We start from the raw sequence: 25,850 nt of genomic DNA on the forward strand, positions 1-25,850 counted from the left end.
GGGCGGGATCGCCCCGCGGAAAGGCGCATCCGGGGGCCACCGCCTAGGGGGCGGATTCACGCCATTTGGGAGGGGAATATCCGGCCGGTCGATCGCGGCCTCGCCAAAGGAGGTGTCTGGCGGGCCTGGCATCCCTCCTTTGGAAGCGAAGGGATGATGCCCGAAATTGCCAGGCCCTCGCAGACGGCTTTCGCCTAGGCTTTCCGAAAATCGTCTGCGCGCAGGGGGCTATGGGCGAGAGAGCCGGCATCTTGGCGAAGGAGGCGGAGGCGTGAAGCTGCTTCACGTCATTACGGGCCTGAACGTCGGAGGGGCGGAGACGATGCTCGCCCGCCTGCTGGAGAGCCGCGATCTCATGCCTGATATCCGGCCGGAGGTGTTGTCGCTGATGACGCCGGGCGTGGCGGGCGAGCGCATCGCGGCGACGGGGACGCGGGTGCGGAGCCTCGAAATGCGTGGCAGGCTGCCCTTGCCGGGAGCGATGACCCGTCTGGTGACCGTGATGCATGAGGTTCGCCCCGATCTCATCATGGGATGGATGCATCATGGCCAGCTCGCGGCCAGTCTGGGCGCGCTGGCGGCGCCCGGCCGGGTGCCGGTGATCTGGAACGTCCGCCACTCGCTCAGTGGTTACCGGCAGGAGAAGCGCTTCAGCCGGATGATCCTGCGCATGGGGGCGTGGCTGTCGGGCGCGCCCTCCGCCATCGTCTACAATTCGCGCGCGGCGCGGGTGCAATATCGGACGTTCGGCTATCGGGCGCGGCGGGATCTCGTCATCCCCAATGGCTTCGACGCTCAGGGCTTCGCACCGCGCGAACCCGCCCGCCGGACGCTCCACGCGCTGTTCGGTCTGCCTGAAGGGGCGGTGTCGATCGGCATGATCGCCCGCAACCATCCGATGAAGGATGTCCCCAACCTGCTCGCAGCGTTCGCGAAGGTGCGGGAGCGCCGCCCGGATACGCATCTGTTGATCGCGGGTGAGGGGATGGATGCGCCCTCCGGCGACATGGCGGCGTGGCTCGATCGCCTCTCGCCGGGAAGCTGGACGCTGGCGGGGCATCGCACCGATGTTCCGGCATGGCTGGCCGGGCTGGATATGGTGGCGCTGCCTTCGGCGTGGGGCGAGGGTTTCCCGAACATCATCGGCGAGGCCATGGCGGCGGGAGTCCCCTGCGTCGCAACCGACGTGGGCGATGCGGCATGGGTGGTGGGCGAAACCGGCCGCGCCGTCCCTCCGCGCGACGCGGACGCGCTGGCGAAGGCGCTGCTCGATCTCGCCGATCTGGGGCCGGAGCGGCGCGCCACGCTGGGGTGCGCCGCCTGCGCACGGATCGAGGAGCATTTCTCGCTGTCCGGTGTGGTGCAGCGCTATGCCGCCTTGTTCCGCGAGCATGGCGGGCAGGCGCCTTCGCGCCTTCCGGCTGCGGCATGGGCGGAGGGCGCGCGATGAGGATCGTCGTGGTGGCCAGCCTGGCCTTCTCCCTCGTCAACTTCCGCAAGCGTCTGCTCGCCGACATGGTGGCGTGCGGCCATGAGGTGCTGGCCTGCGCGCCCGAGGAGGACCGGGAGGTCGCACGCGAGCTGAGGACGATGGGTGTATCCTATCGCGTGATGCCCATGGCACGTTCCGGGCTCAATCCCTTCGCGGATCTGCGTACGCTGGGCTGGCTCGTCGGCCTGTTCCGTGCCCAGCGGCCGGGGCTGGTGCTTGCCTATACGCAGAAGCCGATCGTCTATGCGGGGATAGCCAGCCGTATCACGCGCGTGCCGCGCTATTTCGCGATGGTGAGCGGGCTGGGGCTCGCCTTCGGAGAAGAGGGCGGGCGCTGGCTGCGCGCCGTGGTGGCGCTTCTCTATCGTATCGCGCTGAAGCGGGCGGAGGGCGTCTTCGTCTTCAATGCGGACGATCGGGAGGAGATGCTCCGCCACCGCATGATCCGGGCGGACGCGAACGTGGTGCGCGTGCCGGGCTCGGGGGTGGACCTCGACCATTACGGCGCCGCGCCGATACCCGCCGGTCCGGTCCGCTTCCTGATGATCGCGCGGCTGCTGCACAGCAAGGGCCTGTCCGAATATGCCGAGGCGGCGCGGCGCCTGCGCGGCCGCTATCCCGAGGCGTGGTTCGCCCTGCTGGGGCCGCCCGATCCCAGCCCCGCCGGCGTCGATGCCGCGCAGGTGGAGCAATGGCGGCGCGAGGGCGCGATCCGCTATCTGGGCGAGGCGCGGGACGTCCGCCCCTATCTCGCCGCCGCCAGCGTGTTCGTGCTGCCGAGCTGGTATCGCGAGGGGCTGCCCCGCACGATCCTGGAGGCGATGGCCACGGGCCGGGCGGTCATCACCACGGACATGCCCGGATGCCGCGAGCCGATCGATCCGGGCGTCAACGGCTACATCGTCCCACCCCGCGACGCGGAAGCGCTGACCATGGCGATGGAGCGCTTCCTCCTGCGGCCCGAGCTGGTTGCCCGGATGGGCGGCCGCGCCCGCGAAACGGCGGTGGAGCGCTTCTCGGTCGAGCGGGTGAACGATATTCTCCTCTCCACCATGCGGCTCCGGGCCGACGTGCCCTCGCGACCCTCGGGAAGGGGCGCCGCCGCCGCGCTGGCGGGTGTCGCATCATGACGGTCCGGCGCTGTGCCGACATGCTGGTGGCGGTGGCGGCGCTGGGCCTGCTTGCGCCGTTGCTGCTTCTGACCGGAGTGGCCCTTCTGCTGCTGGATGGAAGCCCGGTGCTCTTCGTGCAGACCCGAAGCGGCCTCGGGGGGCGGCCATTCCGGCTGGTGAAGTTCCGTTCCATGAACGAGGCGCGGGGCGCCTGCGGCGCGCTCCTGCCCGATGCCGAGCGGACAACCCCCAGCGGCCGCCTGCTCCGCGCCGCACGCATCGATGAACTGCCCCAGCTCTGGAACGTGCTGCTCGGGGATATGAGCCTGATCGGCCCCCGGCCGCTGCTGCCCGTCACCGTCGCCGCGGCCGGAGAGGCGGGGCGGGAACGCGGACGGGTCCGCCCCGGCATGACGGGCTGGGCGCAGGTCAACGGCAATACGCTGCTCAGCGACGCCGACAAGATCGCGCTCGATCTCTGGTATATCCGCAACCGCACGGCCGCGCTGGACCTGCGGATCATCGGACGGACGCTGCTCGTCAGCCTGCTGGGCGAGCGGCGCGATGCGGCGGCGATCGGGAGGGCACATGCGGGCGCTTCTCATCGGCGCGGTTGAGAGCACGCGCGTGGCGCTCCGCGCGCTGGCGGATGCGCCGGGCTGGACGCTGGCCGGACTGGTGACGCTGCCCCTCGATCTTGCCGGGCGGCATTCGGATTTCGTCGATCTGGAGGCCGAGGCCCGTGCCATCGGCTGCCCTATGCTCCGTACCGCCAACGCCAATGCGGAGGAGGCGCGAACGGCCATCGCGGCGCTCGCGCCCGATTATCTCTTCGTGATCGGCTGGTCCCAGCTTTGCGGGGAGGCGATGCGCGCGCTCGCGCCGGGGCGGGTGGTCGGCTATCATCCGGCTCCGTTGCCGCGATTGCGCGGGCGTGGCGTCATCCCATGGACCATCCTGCTGGACGAGCCGATCACCGCCGGCACGCTCTTCCTGATCGACGAGGGGACGGACAGCGGCGCGATCCTCGCCCAGCATTTCTTCCATGTCGCTCCCGACGAGACCGCCGCGACGCTCTACGCCAGGCATATAGCGGTGTTGGAGGCGATGCTGCCGGGGCTTCTCTCCGGCCTCGCCGCCGGGACGGTGGAGCCCCGCCCGCAGGACGAGCGCTATGCCACATGGGCGGCGCGGCGACGGCCGGAGGACGGCGTGATCGACTGGCATGACGATGCGGTGGCGATCTGGCGGATGGTGCGGGCGTGTGGCGATCCCTATCCGGGCGCCTGGACGATGCTGGGCGAGGAGCGGCTGGTGATCCTGAAGGCCGAACCGGTCGATCTCTTGCATCACCGTGCCGCGTTGGCCGGGCAGGTGGTGGAACGGTCGGAGCAGGGCTTCACCGTCCGTTGCGGCGACGGGCGGGGGGTGCTGGTGACGGAGTGGCGCGGCGCCCGGCCGTCGATCCATGTCCGGCTGCGGGGGGCATGATGACGCTGGTCTCTCGCATCGCCCGCGCTCTGGTGCTGGCGCCGCACCCGGACGATGAGGTGCTGGGCTGCGGCGGCACGATGGCGCGGATCGTCTCGGAAGGCGGAGTGGTGGAGGTCGCGGTCGTCACGCGCGGCCGTCCGCCCCGGTTCGACGAGGCGCAGGCCGATCGGGTGCGCGCCGAGGCCGAACGCGCGCACCGAAGGCTCGGCGTCGCGCGCACGCATTTCCTCGATCTGCCGGCTGCCGAACTCGATCGCATGGCGCAGGCGGACCTCAACCACGCCATCGCCCGCGTCGTGGAGACGGTGCGGCCCGATACGCTGTTCGTGCCTTTCGTGGGTGATCTGCACATCGATCACCGGCTGGTGTTCGATGCAGCACTGGTCGCCGCGCGGCCAAGAGGGGAGCATTACCCCCGGCGCATTCTGGCCTACGAGACGGTGTCCGAGACGAACTGGTCCGCCCCGACGCTCGCGCCGGCCTTCCAGCCCAACATCTTCATCGACATCGGGGATCATCTGGAAGCGAAGCTCACCGCCTTCGCCTGCTTCGAGTCCCAGTGCCGGCCACCGCCCGACGAGCGTTCGCTCGAGACGCTGCGCGCGCTGGCGACGGTACGCGGCTCGACGGTGACACGGGCGGCGGCGGAGGCTTTCATGCTGATCCGGGAGGTGGGGTGATGGACGCCTCCTCCGATCGTTTCTCCGGGCGATCCGGGGAGCGCAACGGAAGCCGTTCCGTGCGGATGCTGCTCAGCTCGGCGGGGCGGCGCGTCGGTCTGTTGCGGGCATTCCGTTCCGCCGCCGAAGAGCTGGGCATCGCACTCGAAATCATCGCCTGCGATCTGGAACCGGAATGGAGCTCGGCCTGCCGCGAGGCGGATCGGGCCTTCGCCGTTCCTCCCGCACCATCGCCCGACTATATCGACGCGGTGCTGGGCATCTGCGAGCGCCACGGCATCGCTCTGGTGGTGCCGACGATCGACACCGAGCTTGTGCAATACAGCCACGCCCGCGATCGCTTCGCGGCAATCGGTGCGACGGTCTCCATCGGAAGCCCCGCGATCGTCGAGATGGCGCGGGACAAGCTGGCGACGGCGCGTTTCCTTGCGGCGGCGGGCATCGCCTCGCCCCGGACGGCCAGCGCCGAGGAACTGCTCGGTGGCGACGCGGACTGGCCCTGGCCGCTGCTCGCCAAACCGCGCCACGGCAGTTCGAGCCGAGGCATCCAGATCATCCACGATCGCGAGGAATTGCGGCCCCTGACGGCCGTGGAGCCCTATGTCGTGCAGGAAATGCTGCGCGGGCGCGAATTCACGGTGAACCTCTTTTTCGACGAGCATGGCCGGCTGCGCAGCGCCATCCCGCACGAGCGGCTGAAGGTGCGTGCCGGCGAGGTGGAGAAGGCGGTGACGATCCGCGATCCGGTGTTGTGCGGGATGGCGCGCGATCTCGGCGCCGCGCTGGATGGGCCGTTCGGCGCGATGTGCTTCCAGGCGATCATGGATGGCGAGGGCCGTGCCTCGCTGTTCGAGATCAACGCCCGCTTCGGCGGAGGCTATCCGCTGGCGCATCAGGCGGGGGCGACCTTCACCCGCTGGCTGCTCGAACAGGTGCTGGACCTGCCGCGCACGGCCCATGACGCATGGCAGGCCGGCGTGGTGATGCTGCGCTACGACGACGCGGTGTTCGTGTGACCTGCCGCCCCGCGATCGACACCGTGATCGTGTTCGACCTCGACGACACCCTCTATCTGGAGCGCGACTATGTGGAGAGCGGCCTCCATGCCGTGGGCCGATGGATGGAGCGGCAGCTCGGCGTCGTCGATGCCGGCGGCGCGATGGTGGAGAATTTCCGCGCGGGCGCGCGGGGGCATCTCTTCGATACGGCGCTCGCTTCGGCGGGAGTTTCGGGGGCGGAAGAACTGATACCGCGAATGGTGCAGGTCTATCGGCAGCACCGGCCCACCATCAGGTTGGCGCAGGATGCGGCGCGTTTCCTCTCGCACCGGCCGGAGCGGACCGGATTCGCCATCATCACCGACGGCTATCTGGACGCGCAGCGCCGCAAGATCCGTGCGCTCGGCCTCCATCGGCTCGGCGTGGAGATGGCTGTCTGCACCGATCGCTGGGGGCGGCAGGGCTGGAAGCCCGCGTGCCGCGCCTTCGAGCATGTCCAGTCCTTCTTTGCCCTGCCGGCCGGTGCCTTCGCCTATGTCGCCGACAATCCCGAAAAGGATTTCGTCGCGCCCCGGCGCATGGGTTGGCGGACCGTGCAGATCAACCGCCCCGGCCGCCTGCATGAAGGCGTGACGGCCCCGATCGACCCCGCTGAACGGGAGATCGACAGTTTCGACGGACTGCTGGCCTGAAGGGCTCGCGCGGGAAAAGTTCCCGCCGGAAGAGGCGTACCCATTTCGGATGCCGGACCGATATCCACATGCACCTTGCGCAGACTTACTGGGAGGTCGCTTTACGCTACGGCGTGATGCATAGACGACATCGAGTGACAACCTCGGATGACGAGTTCTCGCGTGGATCATGCGATGAACCCAACAGAGTGGCGCCGGGGGGAGTGTGGGTCCATCGATTATTTGAGCGCATCAAGTCGTGCGTGCGTTGCGCTCTGTCCGTGATCCGGGGATTCCTTCACGGATTTGCTGGCCTCCATTCCTTTACGGTGCAAAGGGGGCAGCCTTGCACGCACATCTCAATATCGCGATCGTCAGCCAGAACGAGATCGAGGGCGAAGGCCTCCGTCGGATATTGACGGAGCAGTCCTTCGACGTCGTCGGCGTCCATCGCGACTGCCTCGCCCTCGATCTGGGGCATTGGGACGACGCGCCGGGCAGCGTCCCCCTCGTCATCATCGATGCCAACAGCGAGGAGGAAGGGCTCGAGACGTGCCGCTATGTCCATGACCGCTGGCCTCGGTGCAAGATCGTCATCATCGCCACCGACTGCCAGAGCCGCGCCGTGGCGGAGGCCTTCCATGCCGGAATAGACGGTTATGTCGGCAAGCATATTTCCTGCGCCAGCCTGGCCGAGATGCTGAAGCTGGTGGCGCTGGGCGAGAAGATGATCCCGTCGCAGGTGATCTTCGATCTCGCCTCGCTCAAGGCGGATGGCGGCCTCGACGAGATCAAGGTCTCGACCGGGGACGCCAATCTTTCCGATCGCGAGATCGAGATTCTCAAGGGGCTGATCCGGGGCGAACCGAACAAGGTGATCTCGCGCCGGCTGCTGATTACCGAGGCCACCGTCAAGGTCCACGTCAAGTCGATCCTCCGCAAGCTCGGCGTGATGAACCGGACGCAGGCCGCGATCTGGGGAATGAGCCACGGGTTGACCGGAGGCCTCCAGAGCGCCCCCGTCGCGGCGTCGGCGGGCGGAATGATGAACGGTGCCGGCGGCGGAGCTTTCGGAGGCGGAGGCGCCTATCTCGGCTGACGGAAGCTCGGCTCGGACGATCTATCGAGGGGGACGGGATGCAGAATGCCAATGCCCTCATCATGCCAGGGCAAGGCCTTGACGGTCAGGCATATACGATGCGGGGCGCGCACCAGCAGCCGGGCACGCGAACCGGTTATCTGGGGATCGCGGACTCGCTCAGGATCATCCGGCGGCGGCGGTGGCTGATCCTGCTGGTGGTGGCGGCGGTCGTGCTGCTGACCATGCTCTATCTGTCGCAGACCCAGCCGATCTACAGCAGCACCACCACCGTGATGGTGCCGCCGCCCGACCAGAATGTGCAGTCCGCCCCCGGCGCGCCGACGCTCGCGCCGAGCCCGAACGAGGAAACGGCGATCCAGACGCGGGTGGAGCTTCTCCAGTCGCGCTCGCTGGCGCGGCAGACGGCCGAGAGCCTGCAACTGTCCCACGATCCCGAATTCGCACCGGGCCTTGGCGGGCCGGGCTTCGTCGATCGCTTCCTGAGCTTCCTGCAACCCGGCGTGACGGTCGCGCTCTCGCCCAGCCAGAAGGCGCTCGCGGCGGAGCGCGCGCGTTCCGAGGCGGTGACCGATCATCTGATGGCGCATCTCAGCGTGGCGCGGGACGGGCGCTCCAACGTCATCAGCATCACCGCGTCCTCGGCCGATCCCGTCAAGGCGGCGCGCATCGCGAACCGGCTGGTCGACACATACATCCGCGGCCAGATCGACGACGCGAACGAGACCCGTTCGCAGGAGATCAAGGCGCTTTCCGAACGGGTGAAGGAAGTGCGCGGCTACCTCCAGAATGCGGACATGGCGGCGGCATCCTATCGCAAGCAGCATGGCCTCATGAACTCCCGCCCGGAGGACAGCGGCTCGCTTCAGGCGACGCAGATCGCGGGTCTTCTGGCACAGGCGCAGGCGGATACCGCTTCGGATGCGCGCAAGGCCGCGCCTGCCGTGATGCCTGACGGCGGCGTCTCGGCCTCGTCGGTGTTGCTGACCGATCTGCGCGGACAGGAGGCGCTCCTCACCCGCAAGCTCGGTGAGCTCACCAGCTTCTACGGCCCCGGCTATCCCGACGTCGCCAAGACGCAGGCCGAGCTGACGGCGCTGCGTGCCCGCATCGATCAGGAAACGGCGCGCCTCACGGCGGATCTGAACAGTCAGGCCTCGGCCAGCCAGGCGCGATCCGGCTCGCTCAGTGCGGCGATCGCAGGGCTGCGCAGCCGCTCGTTCAACGACGACACCACGGCCGTGCCGCTCCGCGCGCTCGAACGCAATTCGGATGCGGTCAACACGCTCTATACGACGCTGCTCAACCAGTTGAACGCCAAGATCGGCCAGACGCCCGATCTCGACCCGGACATCACCCGCATCTCCCGCGCGCCGGTGCCGGACGAGCCGAGCTATCCGCTGCCCAAGCGCGTGCTGGCGGTCACCTTCGTCGCGGCGCTGGCGCTCGGTACGCTGCTGGCGTTCGTGATCGAGGCGATGGACACCAAGCTGCGGACCTCCGAACAGGTGCAGCGCCTGCTCGGCATCCCGACCCTCGCGATGATCCCGGAGATGGAGGACGATGAGGGGCCGGTGCATTCGATCGTCGCCGGCCGGCCGCGCTCCCGCTTCGCCGAGGCGATGCGCAACCTGCTGATCGAGCTGGAATCCCGTATCGAGAAGGACGGGCCGAAGATCGTCGTCGTGACTTCGCCGCTGGAAGACGAGGGCAAGAACACCATCGCCGCCAGCCTGGGCGCGGCGGCGGCGGTGATCGGTCGCCATGCGGTCGTGGTCGATTTCGATCTGCGCCGGCCGGAATCCACGGGCTCGAACACGCTGCCGGTGCCGAATGGCGCGGGTGTCGTCGCCTATCTCGCCGATCGGGCGCATGTCGACGAACTCGCGATCGCGGAGGACGAGCAGCATTTCGCGGTGATCGGCGTGGGCGAGTCGGCGGCCGATCCGGGCGCGCTCATCGCCTCGCCCCGCCTGCCGGAGCTGCTGGATCAACTGCGCCAGCGCTTCGAGCTGGTGATCCTCAACGCGCCGCCGATCCTGCCGGTCCGCGACGCCAAGACGCTGTCGGACCATGCCGACGCGACGCTGCTGGTGCTGCGCTGGGGGCGGACCAGCCCCGAGGCGGCGGCCGCCGCCATGGATATCTTCGATCGGCCGGTGACGGGCGCCGTGCTCAACAGGGTCGATTATGAGGTTCACGCCAATCGCCGCTATGGCGACGCGATCCACCATGTCGCGCAGTCGATGGCCTATTATGATCCAGAGCCGGATCGGGGGCGCTGGGGCTGGCTCCGCCGCATGCGTCGCCGCTTCCGCCGGGGCATCAGCCGGACGGCCGAGGCGCTGCATCTCGCGTGAGGACGGCGCCCGCGGTGACGGTACGCTCCTCCCTCAGCCCTCGCCGCAGGGAGAGCGTCAGGCCGGCAAGCCACACCGTGCCGAACAGCACATGAGCCATGTTCGCGCCCATCGCCCCCAACAGATAGATGAGTGGCGCCACCAGCCCGTAGAAGGTCGCCGCCGCCGCGAGCACGGTGCGCAGGACGGCCGGTTGCCTTCCCATCGCCAACAGCGCCGCCCGGCTCGCCGCCCCGCTGATGGTGAGCGCCACCGCGAAGATCTGGACGGTCAGCAGCGGCCCGGCAGCGGCGAAGCGGGCGCCGGCGGCCATCTCGATCGCCCATCCGCCCAATAGAAGCGCGCCGAGGAAGCAGGCCGCGCCGAAGCTCGCCAGCACCAGTTCGGTCTGGAGGATGAGGCGGAGGAAGCTCTTGCGCTGTCCGGCCGCCCACATCCGGCTGAGATCGGGATAGACCACGGCCTCGACCTGGCTCCCGACCTGCTGCACGACGCGGCTCACCCGCTTGGCGATGTGGAACATGCCGGCCGAGGCGGGGTCCGCCAGCCAGCCCACGATCAGCGTGTCGAGCTGTTGCGCGCTCGCCCAGATGGTGAGCGAGAAATTGGCGCCCCAGGTGAAGCGCCAGAGGTCCGGGAAGCGGCTGGACATGCCGGTGAGGCTTGCGCGGAGGATGCGCGTGGTCCCCTCGCGATGGAGCGTCCGCATACCGACGAGGATGTTGAGCAGCGTACCGAGGATCTGCGTCGCCGCCCACACGATCACGAAGCCGGGCAGGCCGGCGCCCAGAACGAACGCCAGCGCGCTCGCGGCAAGGCGGGCAAGAGCGGTGATGACCTGAAGCCGCGCGATGATGCGGAAGCGGCCGGTCAGCCGGAAGATGGCGGTCGCGGTCCCGTTCATGTTGAACAGGAGCGAGACCATGTAGATGAGCGCCGTCCCCACCGCCGCCCAGCCGATGCCGAACACGAAATGCGCCGCGACAGAGAGAAGGCTCGCGACGGCCCACGCGCCGGTGCTTCCCATGCCGTCCAGCATCAGCCCGAACTTGTAGAGCGAGCGCAGATCGTCGCGCTGTGATTGCGGGTCCAGCGTCGCGCCATAGCGGATCAGGGGTTGCCACGACTGGAAGCTCAGCAACCGCTCGCAGGCCTGCCCCAGCGTCAGGATCAGGGCCAGCACGCCATAATCCTTCGGCCCCAGCGCACGGGCGGCAAGCGCGATCGACAGCAGACTGAGGCATACGGTGGCGGAGGTGCCGGTCAGCAGATGGCCGACCGAACGGACCCGATGGTGGCGAAGGGCGGCGAAGGCTCGCCCCGACGGATGGCTGGAACGAACCTGCCCGGCGCCGATATCCCCATCGGTCATCATTCGCCCCTTCTGGCCCGTATGAAATCGATGGGCCGTCATGCGCGCCGGGTGCAGCCTGTCAGCCGTCGTAATCCGAAATTCCTCGCGCCCGCGAAGGCCTCGCGCGGTTACAAAATCGCGGGAGGGTGGTCATGGCGATCACGGCAACCAAATTCTTTTCGCTCGATCCCGCGCGCCTGACGCCGGACGTGGAGGACCGCTTCTTCACGGATCTCAAGACCTACAACAACACCTTCAAGCGGACGGCGAGCCATCGCTTCCACGACCTCGACGATTGCTGCGTGCGCCATTTCGACGAGATGGGCGTCAGGCTGGGGGAGGTGCTCGACATCGGCGTCTCGTCGGGCAGCACCACGCTGGATTTGAGCGACCGGCTGCACGCCGCCGGGCAGTCGGCGCGGATCGTGGGGACGGACCTGTCGCTGACCGGCTATCTCATGCAGGTGACGCCGTGGCTGCGTGCGCTCGTCGACGAGAACGGGCATCCGCTGCAATATGAGCTGTTCGGCAAGGCGATCCGGGCATGGGGCCGGCGCGCGGACTATGTCACCGGCATGATCCTTGTGCGCGGCCTTCTCCATTTCCTGTGCGAGGATCGGGTGCATCGCCGGCTGCACGAACATGACGGATCGCTCCGCCCGCTCCAGCTTCTGAGCCCCAGACTGCGGAACCGGGCGGACATCCGCATCGAGAAGAACGATATCTTCAGCCGTACCGGTCATTTTATCGAGCGGTTCGATTTCATCCGCGCCGCCAATATCCTCAATCGCGGCTATTTCGACGAGACGACGCTTCGGCGCGGTTTCGCCAATGTGGTGAGCTATCTTTCCGGCCCCGGTGCCTGGTTGCTGGTGGCGCGGACCAACGGCGCCGCCAATGTCGCGACGCTGTTCCGCGTGGCGCCCGACGGGCGGCGGTTGCTGGTGGTGGACAGGATCGGCGGCGGATCGGAGGTCGAGCGGCTGGCGCTGTGGGCGCCGCTGCCGTTCCGGAGGATGGAGGCATCATGATGCCGGCGACGATCTGCTTCCCGTTCGTCGGTGAGCTTGTGGGGGGGAGCCACATCTCCGCGCTCGGGTTGATCCGCGGGCTCGATCCGCAGCGTTTCCGGCCGCTCATCCTGCTTCAGCACGGAGAAGGCGCGATCGCCGATCTGTTCGCGGGGGCGGGGCTCTCCTGCGAAGTGGGTCCGGTCACACCCGCTCTGGAGCATGGCCGGCCGATCGGCCCCGCGACCGCGCTCCGTTTGCTGTCGTCCGTGCCGCGCCTCGCGCGCTTCCTCCGGCAGCGCGGGATCGGGATCGTCCATTGCAACGATGGGCGGACGCTGGCGACCTGGGCCTTGCCGACGAAACTCGCTGGCGCGCGGCTGTTCTGGCACCACCGCGGATCGCCCCGTGCAGCCGGGTTGCGGTTCGTCGCGCCTGTGCTGGCGGACCGGGTGGCAACCGTCTCACGCTTCGCCGCGCCGGAACCCGGCTGGTATTCGGCCGCCTCCCGCACCCGGATCATCCCGAGCCCGTTCGATACGCAGACCCGCTACGACCGTGAGGCTTCGAGACAAGCCGTGCTGGCGCTGTTGCCGGGCGCCGGGCCGGATACGCGCATGGTGGCCTTTTCCGGTGCGCTGATCGATCGCAAGCGGCCGCTGCTTTTCGTGAAGGCGATGGCGGCGCTTCGGCGGCTGGCGCCGGATCGGGACATACGCGGCGTCATGCTCGGCGAGGCGCTCGACGATATGCTGGAGCGTGTCCACGCATTGGCGGCGGAGCGGGGGATGGGCGACCGGCTCCACTTCCTCGGCTTTCAGACGCCGGGCGCACAATGGCTGGCCGGATGCGACCTGCTGATGGTGCCGGCGATCGACGAGCCCTTCGGACGGACGCTGATCGAGGCGATGCTGGTCGGCACGCCGGTGGTGGCGACGGCATCGGGGGGCAATGTCGAGGCGATCCGTGACGGGGTGACCGGGCTGCTGGTGCCGTCCGAGGACGCCGAAGGGCTGGCGGCGGCGTGCCTCCGTCTGCTGTCCGATCCCGCTCGCCGGACCGCCATCGCGGATGCGGCGCGCGCGGATGCCGGTGAACGGTTCGGCGAGGCGAAACATGCCGATGCGATCATGGCGCAATATCAGGATTTGCTGGTCGGAGGCCGGATGGGGGCGACGGCATCGGGCGGGGAGGGGCGCTGATGGCCTCCGTGGGGGTCGTTGCCCGAGCGCCGGGGACGGCGAATGCCGGCCGGGCCGTGGCTTTGCGGATCGCGGCCTGGGCTCTGGCCGTGCTGCTGCTTGTCGGCCTGTTCGGCCGCGTCATGACCTATCCCCTCTCGCATGACGAGCAGATCCATGTCTCCGCCGCGCGACTGATCTTTCACGAACCGCTCTACGGCGTGGTCGGCTACAACCATCTGCCGGGGCTGCCGCTGCTTCTCGGCGGCATCTATGCGGTGACGGGCACGACCTCCCTCCTGCTGGCAGGGCGCTTGCTGATCTTCGGCTGCTGGCTGGCGACGGCAGGGGCTTGGTGGCTGATCGTCCGCCATTACCGAGGCGGGCCGGCCATGCTGCTGGTCGCGATGCTCGTGCTGGGGGCGGGGACGCTGCTCGGGCCGGCGGGGATGGTGACCACCAACAATTTCCTGCCCGTCCCCTTCGCCCTGCTGGGCGCGCATTGCTTCATCCTCGCGCTCGATGGCGGGCGGGTGCGGCCATGGCTCGTCTTCCTCGCCGGATGCGCGGTGGGCGGCGCGATCTTGCTGAAGATCAGCTATGTGATGCTTCTTCCCCCCGTGGTGATCGCGGCGATGATCGTGCCGCGCGGCCTGACGCCCGTCGACCGCATCCGGCGGGTGCTGCTGCCGCTGCTGGCGGGCGGGGTGTCGGGAGGGCTTCCGATCCTTATCGTCGGGGCGAGCGATCCGCAGATGCTGCTTGCGCATACCGTGCGCTATTTCACCGGCGGGCATCTCGCTTATTGGGAGCATTCCACGGCGCCCAAGGTGATGAGCCTCGGGGAGAAGCTGGCCCTGGCGGGAAGCGTCTGGCTGTTGAGTTCGGGCTTGCTGTCCAGCGTGCTGGCGCTGAGTTTCGGCTGGATCATCCGGCGGCATGATCCAACTCGGCTGTTCCGCTGGCCGGTTCTCTTCCTGATCGCGATCATCGGCATCGCGGCGCCGCTCTCCTTCGTGCCGACGCCGGCCTTCCCCCAATATTATGAGCCGCCCGTGCCCTTCGTGCTGCTGCTCGCCATCATGCTGTATGGGGAGATGGATGAGCCCGTCCGGCATCGTCTGCGGCCGCTGCTGGTGGGCGTATCGGTGCTGGCGCTGGGGCTCATCACGCCAAGGCTTCTGCCTCACATGACCGCGATCGCGCATCCATCGCGCTGGACGGGGACGAAGATCCATGCCGAGGGAGAGCGCATCCGCACGGAACTCGCAGCCAGAGGCGAACGGGGGAAGGTGGTGACGTTGCAGCCGATCCTGCCGCTGGAAGGGCGGCTTCCCCTTTATCGGGAGTTCGAGGCAGGCCCCTTCATCTATCGGGTCGCGGACTATATCGCGCCCGCCGACCGGCGCTTCTTCACAACGACATCGCCGGGAGCCCTTCCAACTTTCCTCGACGCCGATCCCCCCGCCGCGATCGTCACGGGGCGCGAGGCGGTGCTCGACCCGGCCTTCGTCGCCTATGCGCGCTCCCGTGGCTATGCCGAGGTGGTGACGGGGTATCCGCAGATGCAGCTCTTCATCCGCCCCGTTGTCGGGTCCGCCCCCGTTGCTCCGATGCCGTAGACCTTTCGGGTGAGCATGACGCCGATGGTATAGTTGCCTACGGGGCCGGGCACTAATTCCCCTGCGCAGGGCGGCGGGGCCGGCGAACGCGCTATCCTTCCTCCAGCCGGCACGCCGCCGGCCGATTGGTCGGGGGGACACCATGCAAACGGTGCTTCTGGCAGGGGGACTGGGATCCCGGCTTTCCGAAGAGACGGTGCGGATTCCCAAGCCCATGGTCGAGGTCGGCGGGCGACCGATCATGCTCCATGTCATGGATATCTACGACCATTGGGGCCAGCATGATTTCATCGTCGCCTGCGGCTACAAGTGCATGATGATGAAGGCGTTTTTCAACAACCTTCATCTCATGAACAATGATTTCACGGTCAGGCTCGGCACCGGGCGGATGAACCTGCGCCCCTGCCGCAAGATGGAGTGGAACGTGTCGGTGGTCGACACCGGCGAGGCGACGATGACGGGCGGCCGCCTGCTTCGCCTGCGGGACTGGATCGGCGACGAGACCTTCATGGTCACCTACTCCGATGGCGTGGGGAATATCGACATCGACGCGCTGCTGGCGTTCCACCGCGCGCATGGCGGGCTCGCCACGGTGACGGCGGTGCAGCCGCCCGCGCGCTTCGGCAATCTGGAGCTGGCGAAGGGCGATCGCGTCGCGGCCTTCACCGAGAAGGTCCAGAATTACGAGACGTGGATCAACGGCGGTTTCTTCGTCTTCGAGCCCGGCGTGTTCGATTATCTCGAAGGGGACCATGAACCGCTGGAACAATCGCCGCTCGCCCGGCTGGCGGCCGATGGCCAGCTCTTCGCGTTCAAGCACAAGGGCTTCTGGCACCCGATGGACACGGTGCGCGACCGCGAGCAGTTGGAGCGGCTCTGCGCCGAGGGTACGCCGCCCTGGCTCCGGTTCGAGCAGCGCTCCGATCCTGTTGTCCGCCCGATGATCTATGCCTGAGGCGCCGGGCGAGGATGACCGGCTGGCCGAGATGCTCGCCGGACGCAGGGTGCTCGTCACGGGGCATAGCGGCTTCAAGGGCGGCTGGCTGTGCCTCTGGCTGGAGCATATGGGTGCGCAGGTGGTGGGCATCTCCCTCCCGCCGCCGACGAAGCCTTCCTTCTACGAAGCGGTCGGCCTCGACAGGCTGATCGACGGCCGTTTCGCCGATATCCGCGATCCCGAGGCGTTGGGGCGGGCGGCGAGCGGCGTCGACGCGGAGCTGGTCTTCCACCTCGCTGCGCAGCCGATCGTGCGGCGTTCCCACCGCTTCCCGGCGGAGACCTTCGCCACCAACGTCACCGGCACGGCCAACGTCCTCGACGTTGCGCGGGCGATGCCGTCGCTCAAGGCCGTCGTCGTCGTCACCAGCGACAAATGCTACGAAAATCGCGGCTGGAACTGGTCCTATCGCGAGACCGACCGGTTGGGCGGCACCGACCCCTATAGCGCCTCCAAGGCCTGCGCCGAGCTGGTAGCGGAATGCTATCGCCGGCTGTGGTTCGCCGATCCCGCAGGTCCGCAACTGGCGACGGCCCGCGCGGGCAACGTCATCGGTGGAGGCGACTGGGCGGAGGACCGGCTGGTGCCCGACATCGTGCGGGCGGCCAGCAACAAGCTGCCGCTCTTCATCCGCAACCCGCGCAGCATCCGCCCGTGGCAGCATGTGCTGGAGGCGCTCTCCGGTTATCTGCTGCTGGCCACCCGGCTTCTGTCGAGCGACGGAGCGTCCTTTGCCGGTGCCTGGAATTTCGGACCTTCGGGGGAGCAGACGGTCGATGTCGAGACGCTGGCGCGGGCGATCATGGCCTGTTCGCGCGAACTCGATCTGCCGATCCGCTTCGGGGCAGAGATCGACGCGCCGCACGAGGCAAGCGTGCTCAGGCTCGACAGCAGCAAGGCCCATGCGGAACTGGGCTGGTCGCCCCGGCTGACGGTGGAGCGGACGCTTGGCCTCACCGCCGAATGGTATGCCGCTTATCTGCGCGGCGGGGCGGACATGCGGGAGATCAGCCGCGCACAACTCGCCGCCTATCTCGAACCCCGTTCCTCGATCGGCAGGGAGGGGCTCCGCCGATGCGCGTGAACTACGGACAGAGCGTCCATTCCGAAGCGGAGATCGACGCCGTGGTGAGCGTGCTGCGCGGCTCGACCCAGATGGGCGAGCGGGTGCGCGCGATGGAGACGCGGGTGTCCGCCTTGTTCGACAAGCGCCACGGCGTCATGGTCAATTCGGGCTCCTCCGCCAATCATCTGGCGATCGAATTGCTCGGCCTCCCCGAGGGCAGCGAGATCATCACGCCGGCGCTCACCTTCGCCACCACCGTCGCGCCGATCGTGCGGCATCGGCTCGTGCCGGCCTTCGTCGACGTGGAGGAGGGCACCTACAATATCGATGCCGGGCGGATCGAGGCGATGATCGGCCCGAACACACGGGCGATGATGATCCCTTCGCTGATCGGCAATCTGCCCGACTGGGACCGCATCCGCGCCATCGCGGACCATCATGGGCTGGCGGTGGTGGAGGACAGCGCCGATACGCTGGGTGCGACGCTGGATGGCCGGAGCACGGGCGCCCGGTCCGAGATCAGCACGACCAGCTTCTACGGCTCGCACGTCATCAACGCGGCGGGCAATGGCGGCATGATCTGCGTGCGTGACGACGAGCTGGCGCGGCGGGCCAGGCTGTTGCGCTCCTGGGGGCGGACCTCCTCGCTGTTCGTGGATTCCGAAGCGGCCGAGGCGCGGTTCGACATCGCGGTGGACGGCATCCCCTATGATGCGAAGTTCGTGTTCGAAGCGCTGGGCTATAATCTCGAACCGTCGGAGATGGGCGCGGCCTTCGGCCTCGTCCAGCTCGATCGTCTGGAGGACAATATCCGCCGCCGCATCGAGCATGTCGAACGTCAGCAGGCCTTCTTCGCCGACTATGAGGACTGGTTCATCCTGCCTCGCCCGCTGGAGACGGCACGGAGCGGATGGCTGGCCTTCCCGCTCACCATCCGGGACGGGGCGCCCTTCACGCGGCGCGAGATGCAGATGTGGATGGAAGAGCATGACATCCAGACCCGGCCAGTCTTCACCGGCAATGTTCTGCGCCAGCCGGCCATGGCGAATGTCCGCCATCGGGCCGCGCCGGAAGGATATCCGATCGCAGACGCGGTGATGCGGGGCGGCATCCTGCTTGCCTGCCACCATGGCCTGGATGAGGCGCAGATCGCCCATATGCACCGGAGCTTCCGGTCCTTCGCAGACCGCCGCGCCTCGTCCCGATCGAGCCATGCCGCTTGCGCCGCCTGATCCGGCCTCGACAGGCAGGCGCGTGCTCATCACCGGGGCGGCGGGGTTCGTCGGCTCGCATCTGACGCGGCGCTGTGCGGAGGAGGGGCAGGAGGTTCATGTCCTGCTCCGGCCCGAAACCGATGCGGGGCGGCTGGAGGATATCCTCCCCGTGATCCGCGTGCATCGGCTGGCGATCGGAGACCGTGGTGCTCTCCGCGCCTGCCTCGACGAGGCACGGCCGACGCATATCTATCATCTCGCCTGTAGCACCGCACGGCGACACGACCGAAGCCTCGCCAGTGCGGTGGCCTTGGTGGGCGATCTTGTGGACCTGCTGACGCTGGTGGAGGAGGCTGCCGACAGCTCTCCGCCTCCGCGCTTCTTCCTACGCACCGGTTCCATCGCGGAATATGGCGAGACACGCACGCCTTTCCGCGAAGAGCAGCGCGAGCAGCCCAGCACGGGCTACGCAGCCGCCATGGTCGCTGGCACCCACTATGCGGGGGCGATGGCGCCCGCATTGCCGTTCCCGCTCGTGACTGCTCGGCTGGCGTTGGTCTATGGGGTGGGGCAGGCGACGGATTTCCTCGTGCCGGGGCTGGTGTCGGCCTGCCTTTCGCGCCGGCCCTTCACGATCCACCGGCCGCTGGATCGCCGTGATCTGATCCATGTCGAAGATGCCGTCGCTGCGCTTTGCCGGCTCCCGGAGGCGGCGCTGGCGGGTGGCACGATCGTCAACGTCGGTTCGGGCCGGACCGTCGGTGTGGCCGAGCTTGCCGAGCGCATCGCCCGACTGGCGGGAACCGGCACCGACCATCTCCTCCGCGCACCGCAGGCCGATCCGGTGACGCTGCACCTCGCCACCGATCGCATGAAGGCGCTCACCGGCTGGAGCCCCCGGATCGGCCTCGACGAGGGGCTCGCCGCGCTTATCGGGGACATGCGTCGCGGGCGCGTGGCGGAAGCCGCATGAACGCCATCGAACCCATTCCGGCGCGCGTGTCCGTGCTCGTCCCCGTCTATCAGGAGGAGGAGACCGTCGAGCGCTGCTACCAGGCCATTGTGGACGTCTTCGCCGGCCTGCCCGGCTATGATTATGAGATCATCTTCACCGACAATCATTCGACCGACCGGACATTCCCGATCCTGGCCGGGATCGCCGCGCGAGACGCCAGGGTGCGGGTGATCCGCCTCGCGCGGAACTATGGTTATCAGCGTTCGCTGCTGGTGGGTTACAAGAATGCGGACGGCGCCTGCGCGATCCAGCTCGATTGCGATCTTCAAGACCCGCCCGAACTGATCCCCCGGATGCTGGCGCGCTGGCGGGAGGGGCATCAGGTGGTCTACGGCATCCGCCGTTCGCTTCGCGATCGAGCGGGCACCGCCTTTGCACGGCGAGCCTTCTACCGCCTCATCGCCGCGCTGAGCGAGGACGATCTGCCGGTCGATGCGGGTGAGTTCCGACTGGTCGATCGATGCATCCTCGATGAGCTGCGTCATGTCCAGGACACTTCGCCCTATCTGCGGGGTCTCATCGGTTCGATGGGCTTTTCGCAGGTCGGCATCCCCTATGATCGGGGTATCCGCACGGCCGGGCAGAGCAAATTCCCCCTGCGGCAGATGATCGCGCTCGCGGTGGACGGGCTGCTCAACCACTCGCTACTGCCGCTCAGGATCGCGTCGGCCGTGGGGCTGTTCGTGGGCAGCATCACCTTCCTGCTGATCTTCGTCTATCTGCTCCTACGGCTGACATTGGGAGCGGGCTGGCCGGCGGGTTTCGCCACCACGACGCTGCTCCTCCTGATGTCGATCACGCTCAACGCGCTCTTCCTCGGCATCATCGGCGAATATCTCGGCCGCGTTTTCATGCAGGCGAAGCATCGTCCGTCACCGCTCGTGGAGGTGGCACTCAATGTCGTGCCGTCGCGGATCGGAGAAGAGGCGTCGCCGTGAAGGTCGCCGCCGGGCAGGTGCTGCGCTTCCTCGTCGTGGGCGGCCTGGCGACGCTCACCGACGCGTTGATCTTCGCGATGCTGGTGGCAGGCGGGCTCGATCCCCGGCTGGCGAACATGATCTCCTTCCCGCTGTCGGCGGTGCTGGCCTTCCTGCTTCATCGAAGCTGGACCTTCGCCGCGCGGGAGGAGCCGGCCGGCGGGCAGGCGCTTCGCTTCGCCCTGATGTGCTGTGCGGGGCTGGCGCTGTCGACGGCGGTGCTGTGGACGCTGGCACCGCAACTGGGGTCGCTGCCCGCCAAGGCAGTCGCCATCTGCGGAACGGTGGTGCTGAACTTCTCGCTCTCGCGCTGGCTGGTGTTTCGCAGAGCCGCCGCCGCGACAGGCTGAGGGAGGGGCGCCCGCCGGAGAGGGCGCCCGCTCCAGACGGATCAGATCCGCAGGCCTTCCGTCTCGGGCAGGCCGGCCATCAGGTTGAGGTTCTGCACGGCCGCCCCGCTCGCGCCCTTGCCGAGATTGTCGAGCGCGGCGGCGAGGCGGATATGCCCCGTCTTCGGATTGGCGAAGACGAACAGGGCGAGGCGGTCCGTATCTCCGACATGCTCGATCGAAAGCGTGCCCAGGGCGGCGCTCTCCTCCAGCGAAGCGACGCTGACGAGCGGCGAGCCCGCATAGCTCTCCGCGATCGCGGCGTGGACCTGTTCGACCGTCGCGCCGCTCGCGAGTTGCGACAGATGGAGCGGCACTTCCACGATCATGCCGCGATAGGTGCTGACCACCGACGGCGCGAAGATCGGCGGGACGGCAAGGCCCGAATGACGTTGCATCTCCGGCACATGCTTATGCGCGAGGGAGAGGCCGTAGGGGCGGAAGGCGGTCGGCGCGGCGCCGGCCTCGAACTCGGCGATCATGGCCTTGCCGCCGCCCGAATAGCCCGAAGCGGCATTGACGCTGAGCGGCGTCTCCGCGCTCAGCAGCCCTTCGCGGACCAGCGGGCGGACGAGCGCCAGAAAACCGGTCGGATAGCAGCCCGGATTGGAGACGAAACGGGCGGCGCGCAGCTCATCGCGGCGCTCGGGCTCGATCTCCGCGAAGCCGTAGGTCCAGCCCTCGGCGGTGCGGTGCGCGGTCGATGCGTCGATGAAGCGGGTGGAGAGGCCGTCCGCCAGCGCAACCGCCTCGCGGGCGGCATCATCGGGCAGGCAGAGGATCGCGATGTCGGCGGCCGCCAGCGCGTCGGCGCGCGCGCCTGCATCCTTGCGGCGATCGTCCGGCAGCAGGCTCAGCGTCACGTCGCGGCGGCCCGAGAGGCGATCGACGATCTCGATCCCCGTGGTGCCGGCCCCGCCGTCGACGAACACGCGTACAGTCATCCCAGTCTCCGAAGCGCCGTGATGTCCTTACCTTCGGGCTGGCGCGCTAATACGTCCTGAAGGGGCTCCGTCACCACCCGCATCCAGTGGGCGTTGGCGTGGAGCAGATGGGTATCGTCCGCCATCATGCCAACATGGCCGGGCAGGAAGACGAAATCGCCTCGTCGGAGCGTGCTGCCCTCGGCCAGCGCCTCGCCAAGCGCCGCGGCCTGCTGATCGGAATCGCGCGGCGCGGCGATGCCGGCGAAGGCGAGCGCGAGCTGCACGAGGCCGGAGCAGTCGATCCCGTCGCCAGACCGTCCGCCCCAGCGATAGGGCGTGCCGGTCAGCCGGGTGGCGACTTCGACATAATCGGGCGCGGCCTCGCCCAGCGGGGCGACGTGACGCTGGTGGACGAAGCCGTTGGCGACGGCGAGGAAGCGGCCATCCTCCCCGGTCACGGCGAGCCGGGCGCCCATGGGCAGCCACTCCACCACCGGAGACTTGATGTCCGGTGCGGCGAAGACGAGCGCGGCGGGTTGCGAGACGATGTGGGTCGGCTCCAGCGCGAGGCCGAGCGCATCGATCGCGACATAGCCCACATAGCCGTCGTGCAGGCTGTAGCCCCACGCCCAGTCCCCGCTGCTGTCGATGACGGCGAAGCCTTCGCCTTTCAGCAGTTCGGATACCGCAGTCGCGCCATGGCCGGGCGCGGCCCGCATCGGTGTCGCGGCGGCCGTGCAACCATGGATCAGCGGACGCGCATAATGTGGCGCGAACACCCGATCCGCCAGCGCGACGTCTGCGATATCCTTGCGCACGGCATGGACGCGCGGGTCGAGGCGCAGCGACGGGCCCGCAAGACTGAACCTCTCAGGCGTGCGTGGCGTGGGAGACTGGCTGAGGCCGGCGGCGCTCCTTGCCGGCGATGAGGGCTTTGAAGCCTTCAAGGAATTCCGCTCCCAGGCTGGTGCGTGTCACGAAGATGTTGCGACGATCGCGTTCGTCACGTTCGCGGCGCAGATAGCCGAGGCGGCCCAGCGTATTCAAGGCGCGTGTGACGACCGGTTTCGATACGCCGAGTGTCCCGGCCAGGCCTCGCACCGTATGGGGGCCGCTGGTTCGATAGACGAGCAGCAGGAGCGCCATCTGGCGGTTGGTGAGGTCCGGCTGGCCCGACCGGACGTAGGCGACCAGTGCCTCCATCCATGTGCTGAGCGGTTCGTTCTTCACGCTTCGGATGTCCCGTATAGTCCCGCGACCCCTGCCGCCGGATCATATCAGAAACACGCGAAAGCGCCGATCGTTTCCTTGCCGTTCGAAAAGGATTTTGGGCAAGCCCGTCAGCCGCCCCCATAACGGCGGCGCAACATGCTCCACGCGGCGCGCAGGCCCAGCGCTTCCCCGCCTTTCGGACGGCCCGGCTTGGCGGACGGCATCCAGGCGAAGGTGTCGAAATGCGCCCAGGGAATGTCCGCGGGCACGAACTTTTCGAGGAAGAGCGCCGCCGTGATGCTGCCCGCGAAGCCGCCCTCGGGGGCATTGTTGAGGTCCGCCACGTCGGACTTCAGCATGTCGCGATAGCCGGCCCAGAGCGGCAGGCGCCACAGCGGGTCGGCGCTCTCCTCGCCGGCGGAGAGGAGGGCGGTGGCGATCGCCTCGTCATTGGCGAACATCGCGGGAAGGTCCGGCCCCAAGGCGACACGGGCGGCGCCGGTGAGCGTCGCGAAATCGAGGATCAGGTCGGGACGGACACCGCCTTCGCCTTCCGCCGCCCGAGTGAGTGCATCCGCGAGGATCAGGCGGCCTTCTGCATCGGTATTGGCGATCTCGACGCTCAGCCCCTTGCGCGAGATGAGGATGTCGCCCGGCCGCATCGCGTCGCCCGCAATGGCGTTCTCGACCGCCGGGATGAGGAGATGGAGCCGCACCGGCAGCTTCGCGCCCATGATGAGGTCCGCCAGCGCCAGCGCGTGCGCCGCGCCGCCCATATCCTTCTTCATGATCCGCATTCCCGATGCGGGCTTGATGTCGAGCCCGCCGGAATCGAAGCACACGCCCTTGCCGACGATGGCGACACGCGGATGGCCCGGATCGCCCCATTCCAACTCGATGAGGCGCGGCCCCCGCGCGGTCGCGGCGGCACGGCCGACGGCGGCGACCATCGGGTAGTCATGCTCCAGCGCATCGCCCCGGATGACACGGGTGCTGGCGCCATGCCGGTTGGCGATATCCTCGGCGGCCGCCTGGAGATTGGCCGGCCCCATGTCGTTGGCGGGCGTATCGACCAGATCGCGGACGAGCGCGACCGCCGAGGCAATCGCAACCGTCTCGTCGATCCGCGCCGCCTCGGGGGTGAGCAGCACGCGGCGCTTCGCCGGATCGGCATCCTTGCGATAGCGATCGAAGCGATGCTGGGCGAGCAGCCAGCCGAGCGCGGTTACGCCCGGCGTCCCCTCGGAAAGGCGGAACGTGCCGTCCGGCAATTTCGCGACCGCTGCGGCCAGATCCCAGGGGCCAGGCTTCTCCGGCATTCCGACCACACCGGCCCATTCGTCGGCCTTGTTGCCGGGAACGAAAGCGAACTCGCCGGGCTTGCCCCGGAAACCAGCCGCCGCTGCGGCCGCGCGGATACGTTCCGGCTGCGCGTTCAACCATTCCTCGAAGCCGCCCGGATGCACGAGATGGAGGACATGGGCGGGCTGGCCGCGATCGGCCTGAAGCAGCGAGGCAAAATCAGTCATGACGCCAACCTACAACGGGACGGCGCGCGCGTCACCCGGAAGTGGCGGATTCCGGCGGCTGCCCGGTGGAGGGTGGGCACCCTTTCGCATCACCTCGAAGGGGTGATCGCCGATGTCAGGCCGGCACGCCGTAGAGATCGTGCTCGTCGGCATCCTCCACCTCGACACGGACGATGTCGCCCGCCTTGAGGTGGCCCGCGTCGCGGAGGAAGACCTCGCCGTCGATCTCGGGCGCATCCGCCTTGGAGCGGCCGGTCGCGCCGCCATCTTCGTCCACCGCGTCGATGATGACATCGAGCGTGCGGCCGATCTTGGCCTGGAGCTTGGCGGCCGAGATCGCGGCCGTCTTCTCCATGATGCGCTGATAACGCTCTTCCTTCACCTCTTCGGGCACCGGATCGGGCAGGTCGTTCGCCGCTGCGCCCTCGACCGGCTCGAAACGGAACGCGCCGACGCGATCGAGCTGGGCTTCGTCGAGCCAGTCGAGGAGATACTGGAAGTCCTCCTCCGTTTCTCCGGGGAAACCGACCACGAAGGTCGAGCGGATCGCGATGTCCGGGGCGATCGTCCGCCAGTTCTTGATGCGCTCCAGCACCTTGGCGTCGTTGCCGGGGCGCTTCATGGCGCGCAGCACCTTGGGCGACGCGTGCTGGAAGGGGATGTCGAGATAGGGGAGCACCAGCCCCTCCGCCATCAGCGGGATCACATGATCCACATGCGGATAGGGATAGACATAATGCAGGCGCACCCACGCATCGAGCTTGCCCAGCTCGCGCGCGAGGTCGGTCATGTGCGCGCGCACCTCGCCGCCGGACTTCAGCGGATAGGAGGCGTGGCGCAGGTCGACGCCATAGGCCGAGGTGTCCTGGCTGATGACCAGCAGTTCCTTCGTGCCCGCCGCGACGAGCTTCTCCGCCTCGCGCAGGATCGCATCCGGGCGGCGGCTGACGAGATCGCCGCGCAGGCTCGGGATGATGCAGAAGGAGCAGCGGTGGTTGCAGCCTTCCGAGATCTTCAGATAGCTGTAGTGCTTGGGCGTGAGCTTGAGGTCACGCTCGGGCACCAGATCGAGATAGGGCGAGGCGACGACGGGTGCCGCCTCATGCACCGCGCCGACCACCTGCTCATATTGATGCGCGCCGGTGACGGCGAGCACGTCCGGGAAGCGCTCGCGGATCAGCTCGGCTTCCTTGCCCATGCAGCCGGTGACGATGACGCGGCCATTCTCCGCGATCGCCTCGCCAATCGCTTCGAGGCTCTCTTCCTTGGCGGAATCGAGGAAGCCGCAGGTGTTGACGAGCACGACGTCCGCGCCCGCATAGTCGCCGGACATGGCGTAGCCATCCGAGCGGAGCTTGGTGAGGATGCGCTCGCTGTCGACGAGGTTCTTCGGACAGCCAAGCGATACCATGCCGATCTTCGGCGGGGAGGGGAGTTCTATGGTCATGGGAG

The 25,850-nt window shown here is 68.2% G+C and carries 24 protein-coding genes; 18 read left to right on the plus strand and 6 right to left on the minus strand.

Features of this window, described 5'->3' with window-relative positions; genetic code table 11:
* Nucleotides 1-271: 271 nt before the first annotated feature.
* From FHS98_RS10185 to FHS98_RS10225, 9 genes are all read left to right on the plus strand, one after another.
* The gene (locus tag FHS98_RS10185; RefSeq protein WP_167103868.1) at nt 272-1,450 is read left to right on the plus strand and encodes a glycosyltransferase; all 1,179 of its coding nucleotides are present in this window, start codon (nt 272-274) and stop codon (nt 1,448-1,450) included.
* Complete coding sequence (locus FHS98_RS10190; protein ID WP_243847956.1) at nt 1,447-2,622, plus strand: glycosyltransferase family 4 protein; 1,176 nt, start codon at nt 1,447-1,449, stop codon at nt 2,620-2,622. The genes FHS98_RS10185 and FHS98_RS10190 overlap by 4 nt, the downstream gene beginning before the upstream one ends.
* Complete coding sequence (locus FHS98_RS10195) at nt 2,619-3,221, plus strand: sugar transferase (RefSeq protein WP_167103874.1); 603 nt, start codon at nt 2,619-2,621, stop codon at nt 3,219-3,221. Before FHS98_RS10190 ends, FHS98_RS10195 begins: the two co-directional genes overlap by 4 nt.
* Nucleotides 3,193-4,095 (plus strand): methionyl-tRNA formyltransferase, encoded by a 903-nt coding sequence (locus tag FHS98_RS10200; RefSeq protein WP_167103877.1) that lies wholly within the window; start codon nt 3,193-3,195, stop codon nt 4,093-4,095. The genes FHS98_RS10195 and FHS98_RS10200 overlap by 29 nt, the downstream gene beginning before the upstream one ends.
* Nucleotides 4,095-4,778 (plus strand): PIG-L deacetylase family protein, encoded by a 684-nt coding sequence (locus tag FHS98_RS10205; protein WP_167104245.1) that lies wholly within the window; start codon nt 4,095-4,097, stop codon nt 4,776-4,778. Before FHS98_RS10200 ends, FHS98_RS10205 begins: the two co-directional genes overlap by 1 nt.
* A complete protein-coding gene (locus FHS98_RS10210; RefSeq protein WP_208402173.1) occupies nt 4,778-5,794 on the plus strand; it encodes an ATP-grasp domain-containing protein in 1,017 nt (338 codons plus the stop codon). Before FHS98_RS10205 ends, FHS98_RS10210 begins: the two co-directional genes overlap by 1 nt.
* Nucleotides 5,791-6,468, plus strand: a complete 678-nt coding sequence (locus FHS98_RS10215; RefSeq protein WP_167103880.1) for an HAD family hydrolase — start codon at nt 5,791-5,793, stop codon at nt 6,466-6,468. Before FHS98_RS10210 ends, FHS98_RS10215 begins: the two co-directional genes overlap by 4 nt.
* Nucleotides 6,469-6,793: 325 nt before the next feature.
* Nucleotides 6,794-7,546: a LuxR C-terminal-related transcriptional regulator gene (locus FHS98_RS10220; RefSeq protein WP_167103883.1), complete on the plus strand. Its 753-nt coding sequence runs from the start codon at nt 6,794-6,796 to the stop codon at nt 7,544-7,546.
* 98 nt (nt 7,547-7,644) lie between these two features.
* Nucleotides 7,645-9,906, plus strand: a complete 2,262-nt coding sequence (locus FHS98_RS10225) for a GumC family protein (protein WP_167103885.1) — start codon at nt 7,645-7,647, stop codon at nt 9,904-9,906.
* Here the strand turns inward: FHS98_RS10225 and FHS98_RS10230 are convergent.
* Nucleotides 9,872-11,278: a lipopolysaccharide biosynthesis protein gene (locus tag FHS98_RS10230; protein ID WP_243847957.1), complete on the minus strand. Its 1,407-nt coding sequence runs from the start codon at nt 11,276-11,278 to the stop codon at nt 9,872-9,874. The genes FHS98_RS10225 and FHS98_RS10230 overlap by 35 nt on opposite strands.
* Nucleotides 11,279-11,412: 134 nt before the next feature.
* On the opposite strand from FHS98_RS10230, the gene FHS98_RS10235 reads away from it, so the two are divergent.
* From FHS98_RS10235 to FHS98_RS10275, 9 genes are all read left to right on the plus strand, one after another.
* Nucleotides 11,413-12,291, plus strand: a complete 879-nt coding sequence (locus tag FHS98_RS10235) for a hypothetical protein (protein WP_167103891.1) — start codon at nt 11,413-11,415, stop codon at nt 12,289-12,291.
* Complete coding sequence (locus tag FHS98_RS10240; protein ID WP_167103894.1) at nt 12,288-13,472, plus strand: glycosyltransferase family 4 protein; 1,185 nt, start codon at nt 12,288-12,290, stop codon at nt 13,470-13,472. Before FHS98_RS10235 ends, FHS98_RS10240 begins: the two co-directional genes overlap by 4 nt.
* A gap of 56 nt (nt 13,473-13,528) precedes the next feature.
* Nucleotides 13,529-15,073 (plus strand): glycosyltransferase family 39 protein, encoded by a 1,545-nt coding sequence (locus FHS98_RS10245; protein ID WP_167103897.1) that lies wholly within the window; start codon nt 13,529-13,531, stop codon nt 15,071-15,073.
* Between the two features lie 142 nt (nt 15,074-15,215).
* Nucleotides 15,216-16,028 (plus strand): glucose-1-phosphate cytidylyltransferase, encoded by an 813-nt coding sequence (gene rfbF / locus FHS98_RS10250; protein ID WP_167103900.1) that lies wholly within the window; start codon nt 15,216-15,218, stop codon nt 16,026-16,028.
* Nucleotides 16,021-17,154 carry a CDP-glucose 4,6-dehydratase gene (rfbG, locus tag FHS98_RS10255; protein ID WP_167103903.1) on the plus strand — a complete coding sequence of 378 codons (1,134 nt, stop codon included), beginning with the start codon at nt 16,021-16,023 and terminating at the stop codon, nt 17,152-17,154. The genes rfbF and rfbG overlap by 8 nt, the downstream gene beginning before the upstream one ends.
* On the plus strand, nt 17,145-18,368 hold the full coding sequence (locus FHS98_RS10260; RefSeq protein WP_167103906.1) for a DegT/DnrJ/EryC1/StrS family aminotransferase: 1,224 nt from the start codon (nt 17,145-17,147) through the stop codon (nt 18,366-18,368). Before rfbG ends, FHS98_RS10260 begins: the two co-directional genes overlap by 10 nt.
* A gap of 22 nt (nt 18,369-18,390) precedes the next feature.
* Nucleotides 18,391-19,323, plus strand: a complete 933-nt coding sequence (locus FHS98_RS10265) for an NAD-dependent epimerase/dehydratase family protein (RefSeq protein ID WP_167103909.1) — start codon at nt 18,391-18,393, stop codon at nt 19,321-19,323.
* Nucleotides 19,320-20,303, plus strand: a complete 984-nt coding sequence (locus FHS98_RS10270; protein WP_167103912.1) for a glycosyltransferase family 2 protein — start codon at nt 19,320-19,322, stop codon at nt 20,301-20,303. Before FHS98_RS10265 ends, FHS98_RS10270 begins: the two co-directional genes overlap by 4 nt.
* Complete coding sequence (locus tag FHS98_RS10275; RefSeq protein ID WP_167103915.1) at nt 20,300-20,692, plus strand: GtrA family protein; 393 nt, start codon at nt 20,300-20,302, stop codon at nt 20,690-20,692. Before FHS98_RS10270 ends, FHS98_RS10275 begins: the two co-directional genes overlap by 4 nt.
* A 41-nt stretch (nt 20,693-20,733) precedes the next feature.
* On the opposite strand, the gene argC is transcribed toward FHS98_RS10275, so the two are convergent.
* From argC to rimO, 5 genes are all read right to left on the minus strand, one after another.
* On the minus strand, nt 20,734-21,675 hold the full coding sequence (gene argC, locus FHS98_RS10280) for an N-acetyl-gamma-glutamyl-phosphate reductase (RefSeq protein WP_167103918.1): 942 nt from the start codon (nt 21,673-21,675) through the stop codon (nt 20,734-20,736).
* A complete protein-coding gene (locus FHS98_RS10285) occupies nt 21,672-22,475 on the minus strand; it encodes an NlpC/P60 family protein (RefSeq protein ID WP_167103921.1) in 804 nt (267 codons plus the stop codon). Before FHS98_RS10285 ends, argC begins: the two co-directional genes overlap by 4 nt.
* 52 nt (nt 22,476-22,527) lie before the next feature.
* The gene (locus FHS98_RS10290; RefSeq protein WP_019833202.1) at nt 22,528-22,860 is read right to left on the minus strand and encodes a MarR family winged helix-turn-helix transcriptional regulator; all 333 of its coding nucleotides are present in this window, start codon (nt 22,858-22,860) and stop codon (nt 22,528-22,530) included.
* A 137-nt stretch (nt 22,861-22,997) separates the two neighbouring features.
* The gene (locus FHS98_RS10295) at nt 22,998-24,398 is read right to left on the minus strand and encodes a leucyl aminopeptidase family protein (protein ID WP_167103924.1); all 1,401 of its coding nucleotides are present in this window, start codon (nt 24,396-24,398) and stop codon (nt 22,998-23,000) included.
* 115 nt (nt 24,399-24,513) lie between these two features.
* A complete protein-coding gene (gene rimO, locus FHS98_RS10300) occupies nt 24,514-25,845 on the minus strand; it encodes a 30S ribosomal protein S12 methylthiotransferase RimO (RefSeq protein ID WP_167103927.1) in 1,332 nt (443 codons plus the stop codon).
* Between the last annotated feature and the right edge of the window lie 5 nt (nt 25,846-25,850).

Origin of the sequence: Sphingomonas oligoaromativorans (assembly GCF_011762195.1) — a bacterium.
In the GTDB taxonomy this organism is placed as follows: domain Bacteria; phylum Pseudomonadota; class Alphaproteobacteria; order Sphingomonadales; family Sphingomonadaceae; genus Solisphingomonas; species Solisphingomonas oligoaromativorans.

Bases quoted from the DNA above. Each gene is read 5' to 3' on its own strand.
- FHS98_RS10190 (WP_243847956.1), top strand. From the start codon at position 1,447: ATGAGGATCGTCGTGGTGGCCAGCCTGGCCTTCTCCCTCGTCAACTTC.
- FHS98_RS10195 (WP_167103874.1), top strand. From the start codon at position 2,619: ATGACGGTCCGGCGCTGTGCCGACATGCTGGTGGCGGTGGCGGCGCTG.
- FHS98_RS10200 (WP_167103877.1), top strand. From the start codon at position 3,193: ATGCGGGCGCTTCTCATCGGCGCGGTTGAGAGCACGCGCGTGGCGCTC.
- FHS98_RS10205 (WP_167104245.1), top strand. From the start codon at position 4,095: ATGACGCTGGTCTCTCGCATCGCCCGCGCTCTGGTGCTGGCGCCGCAC.
- FHS98_RS10210 (WP_208402173.1), top strand. From the start codon at position 4,778: ATGGACGCCTCCTCCGATCGTTTCTCCGGGCGATCCGGGGAGCGCAAC.
- FHS98_RS10225 (WP_167103885.1), top strand. From the start codon at position 7,645: ATGCGGGGCGCGCACCAGCAGCCGGGCACGCGAACCGGTTATCTGGGG.
- FHS98_RS10230 (WP_243847957.1), bottom strand. From the start codon at position 11,278: ATGACCGATGGGGATATCGGCGCCGGGCAGGTTCGTTCCAGCCATCCG.
- FHS98_RS10235 (WP_167103891.1), top strand. From the start codon at position 11,413: ATGGCGATCACGGCAACCAAATTCTTTTCGCTCGATCCCGCGCGCCTG.
- FHS98_RS10240 (WP_167103894.1), top strand. From the start codon at position 12,288: ATGATGCCGGCGACGATCTGCTTCCCGTTCGTCGGTGAGCTTGTGGGG.
- rfbF (WP_167103900.1), top strand. From the start codon at position 15,216: ATGCAAACGGTGCTTCTGGCAGGGGGACTGGGATCCCGGCTTTCCGAA.
- rfbG (WP_167103903.1), top strand. From the start codon at position 16,021: ATGCCTGAGGCGCCGGGCGAGGATGACCGGCTGGCCGAGATGCTCGCC.
- FHS98_RS10260 (WP_167103906.1), top strand. From the start codon at position 17,145: ATGCGCGTGAACTACGGACAGAGCGTCCATTCCGAAGCGGAGATCGAC.
- FHS98_RS10270 (WP_167103912.1), top strand. From the start codon at position 19,320: ATGAACGCCATCGAACCCATTCCGGCGCGCGTGTCCGTGCTCGTCCCC.
- argC (WP_167103918.1), bottom strand. From the start codon at position 21,675: ATGACTGTACGCGTGTTCGTCGACGGCGGGGCCGGCACCACGGGGATC.
- FHS98_RS10290 (WP_019833202.1), bottom strand. From the start codon at position 22,860: ATGGAGGCACTGGTCGCCTACGTCCGGTCGGGCCAGCCGGACCTCACC.
- FHS98_RS10295 (WP_167103924.1), bottom strand. From the start codon at position 24,398: ATGACTGATTTTGCCTCGCTGCTTCAGGCCGATCGCGGCCAGCCCGCC.
- rimO (WP_167103927.1), bottom strand. From the start codon at position 25,845: ATGACCATAGAACTCCCCTCCCCGCCGAAGATCGGCATGGTATCGCTT.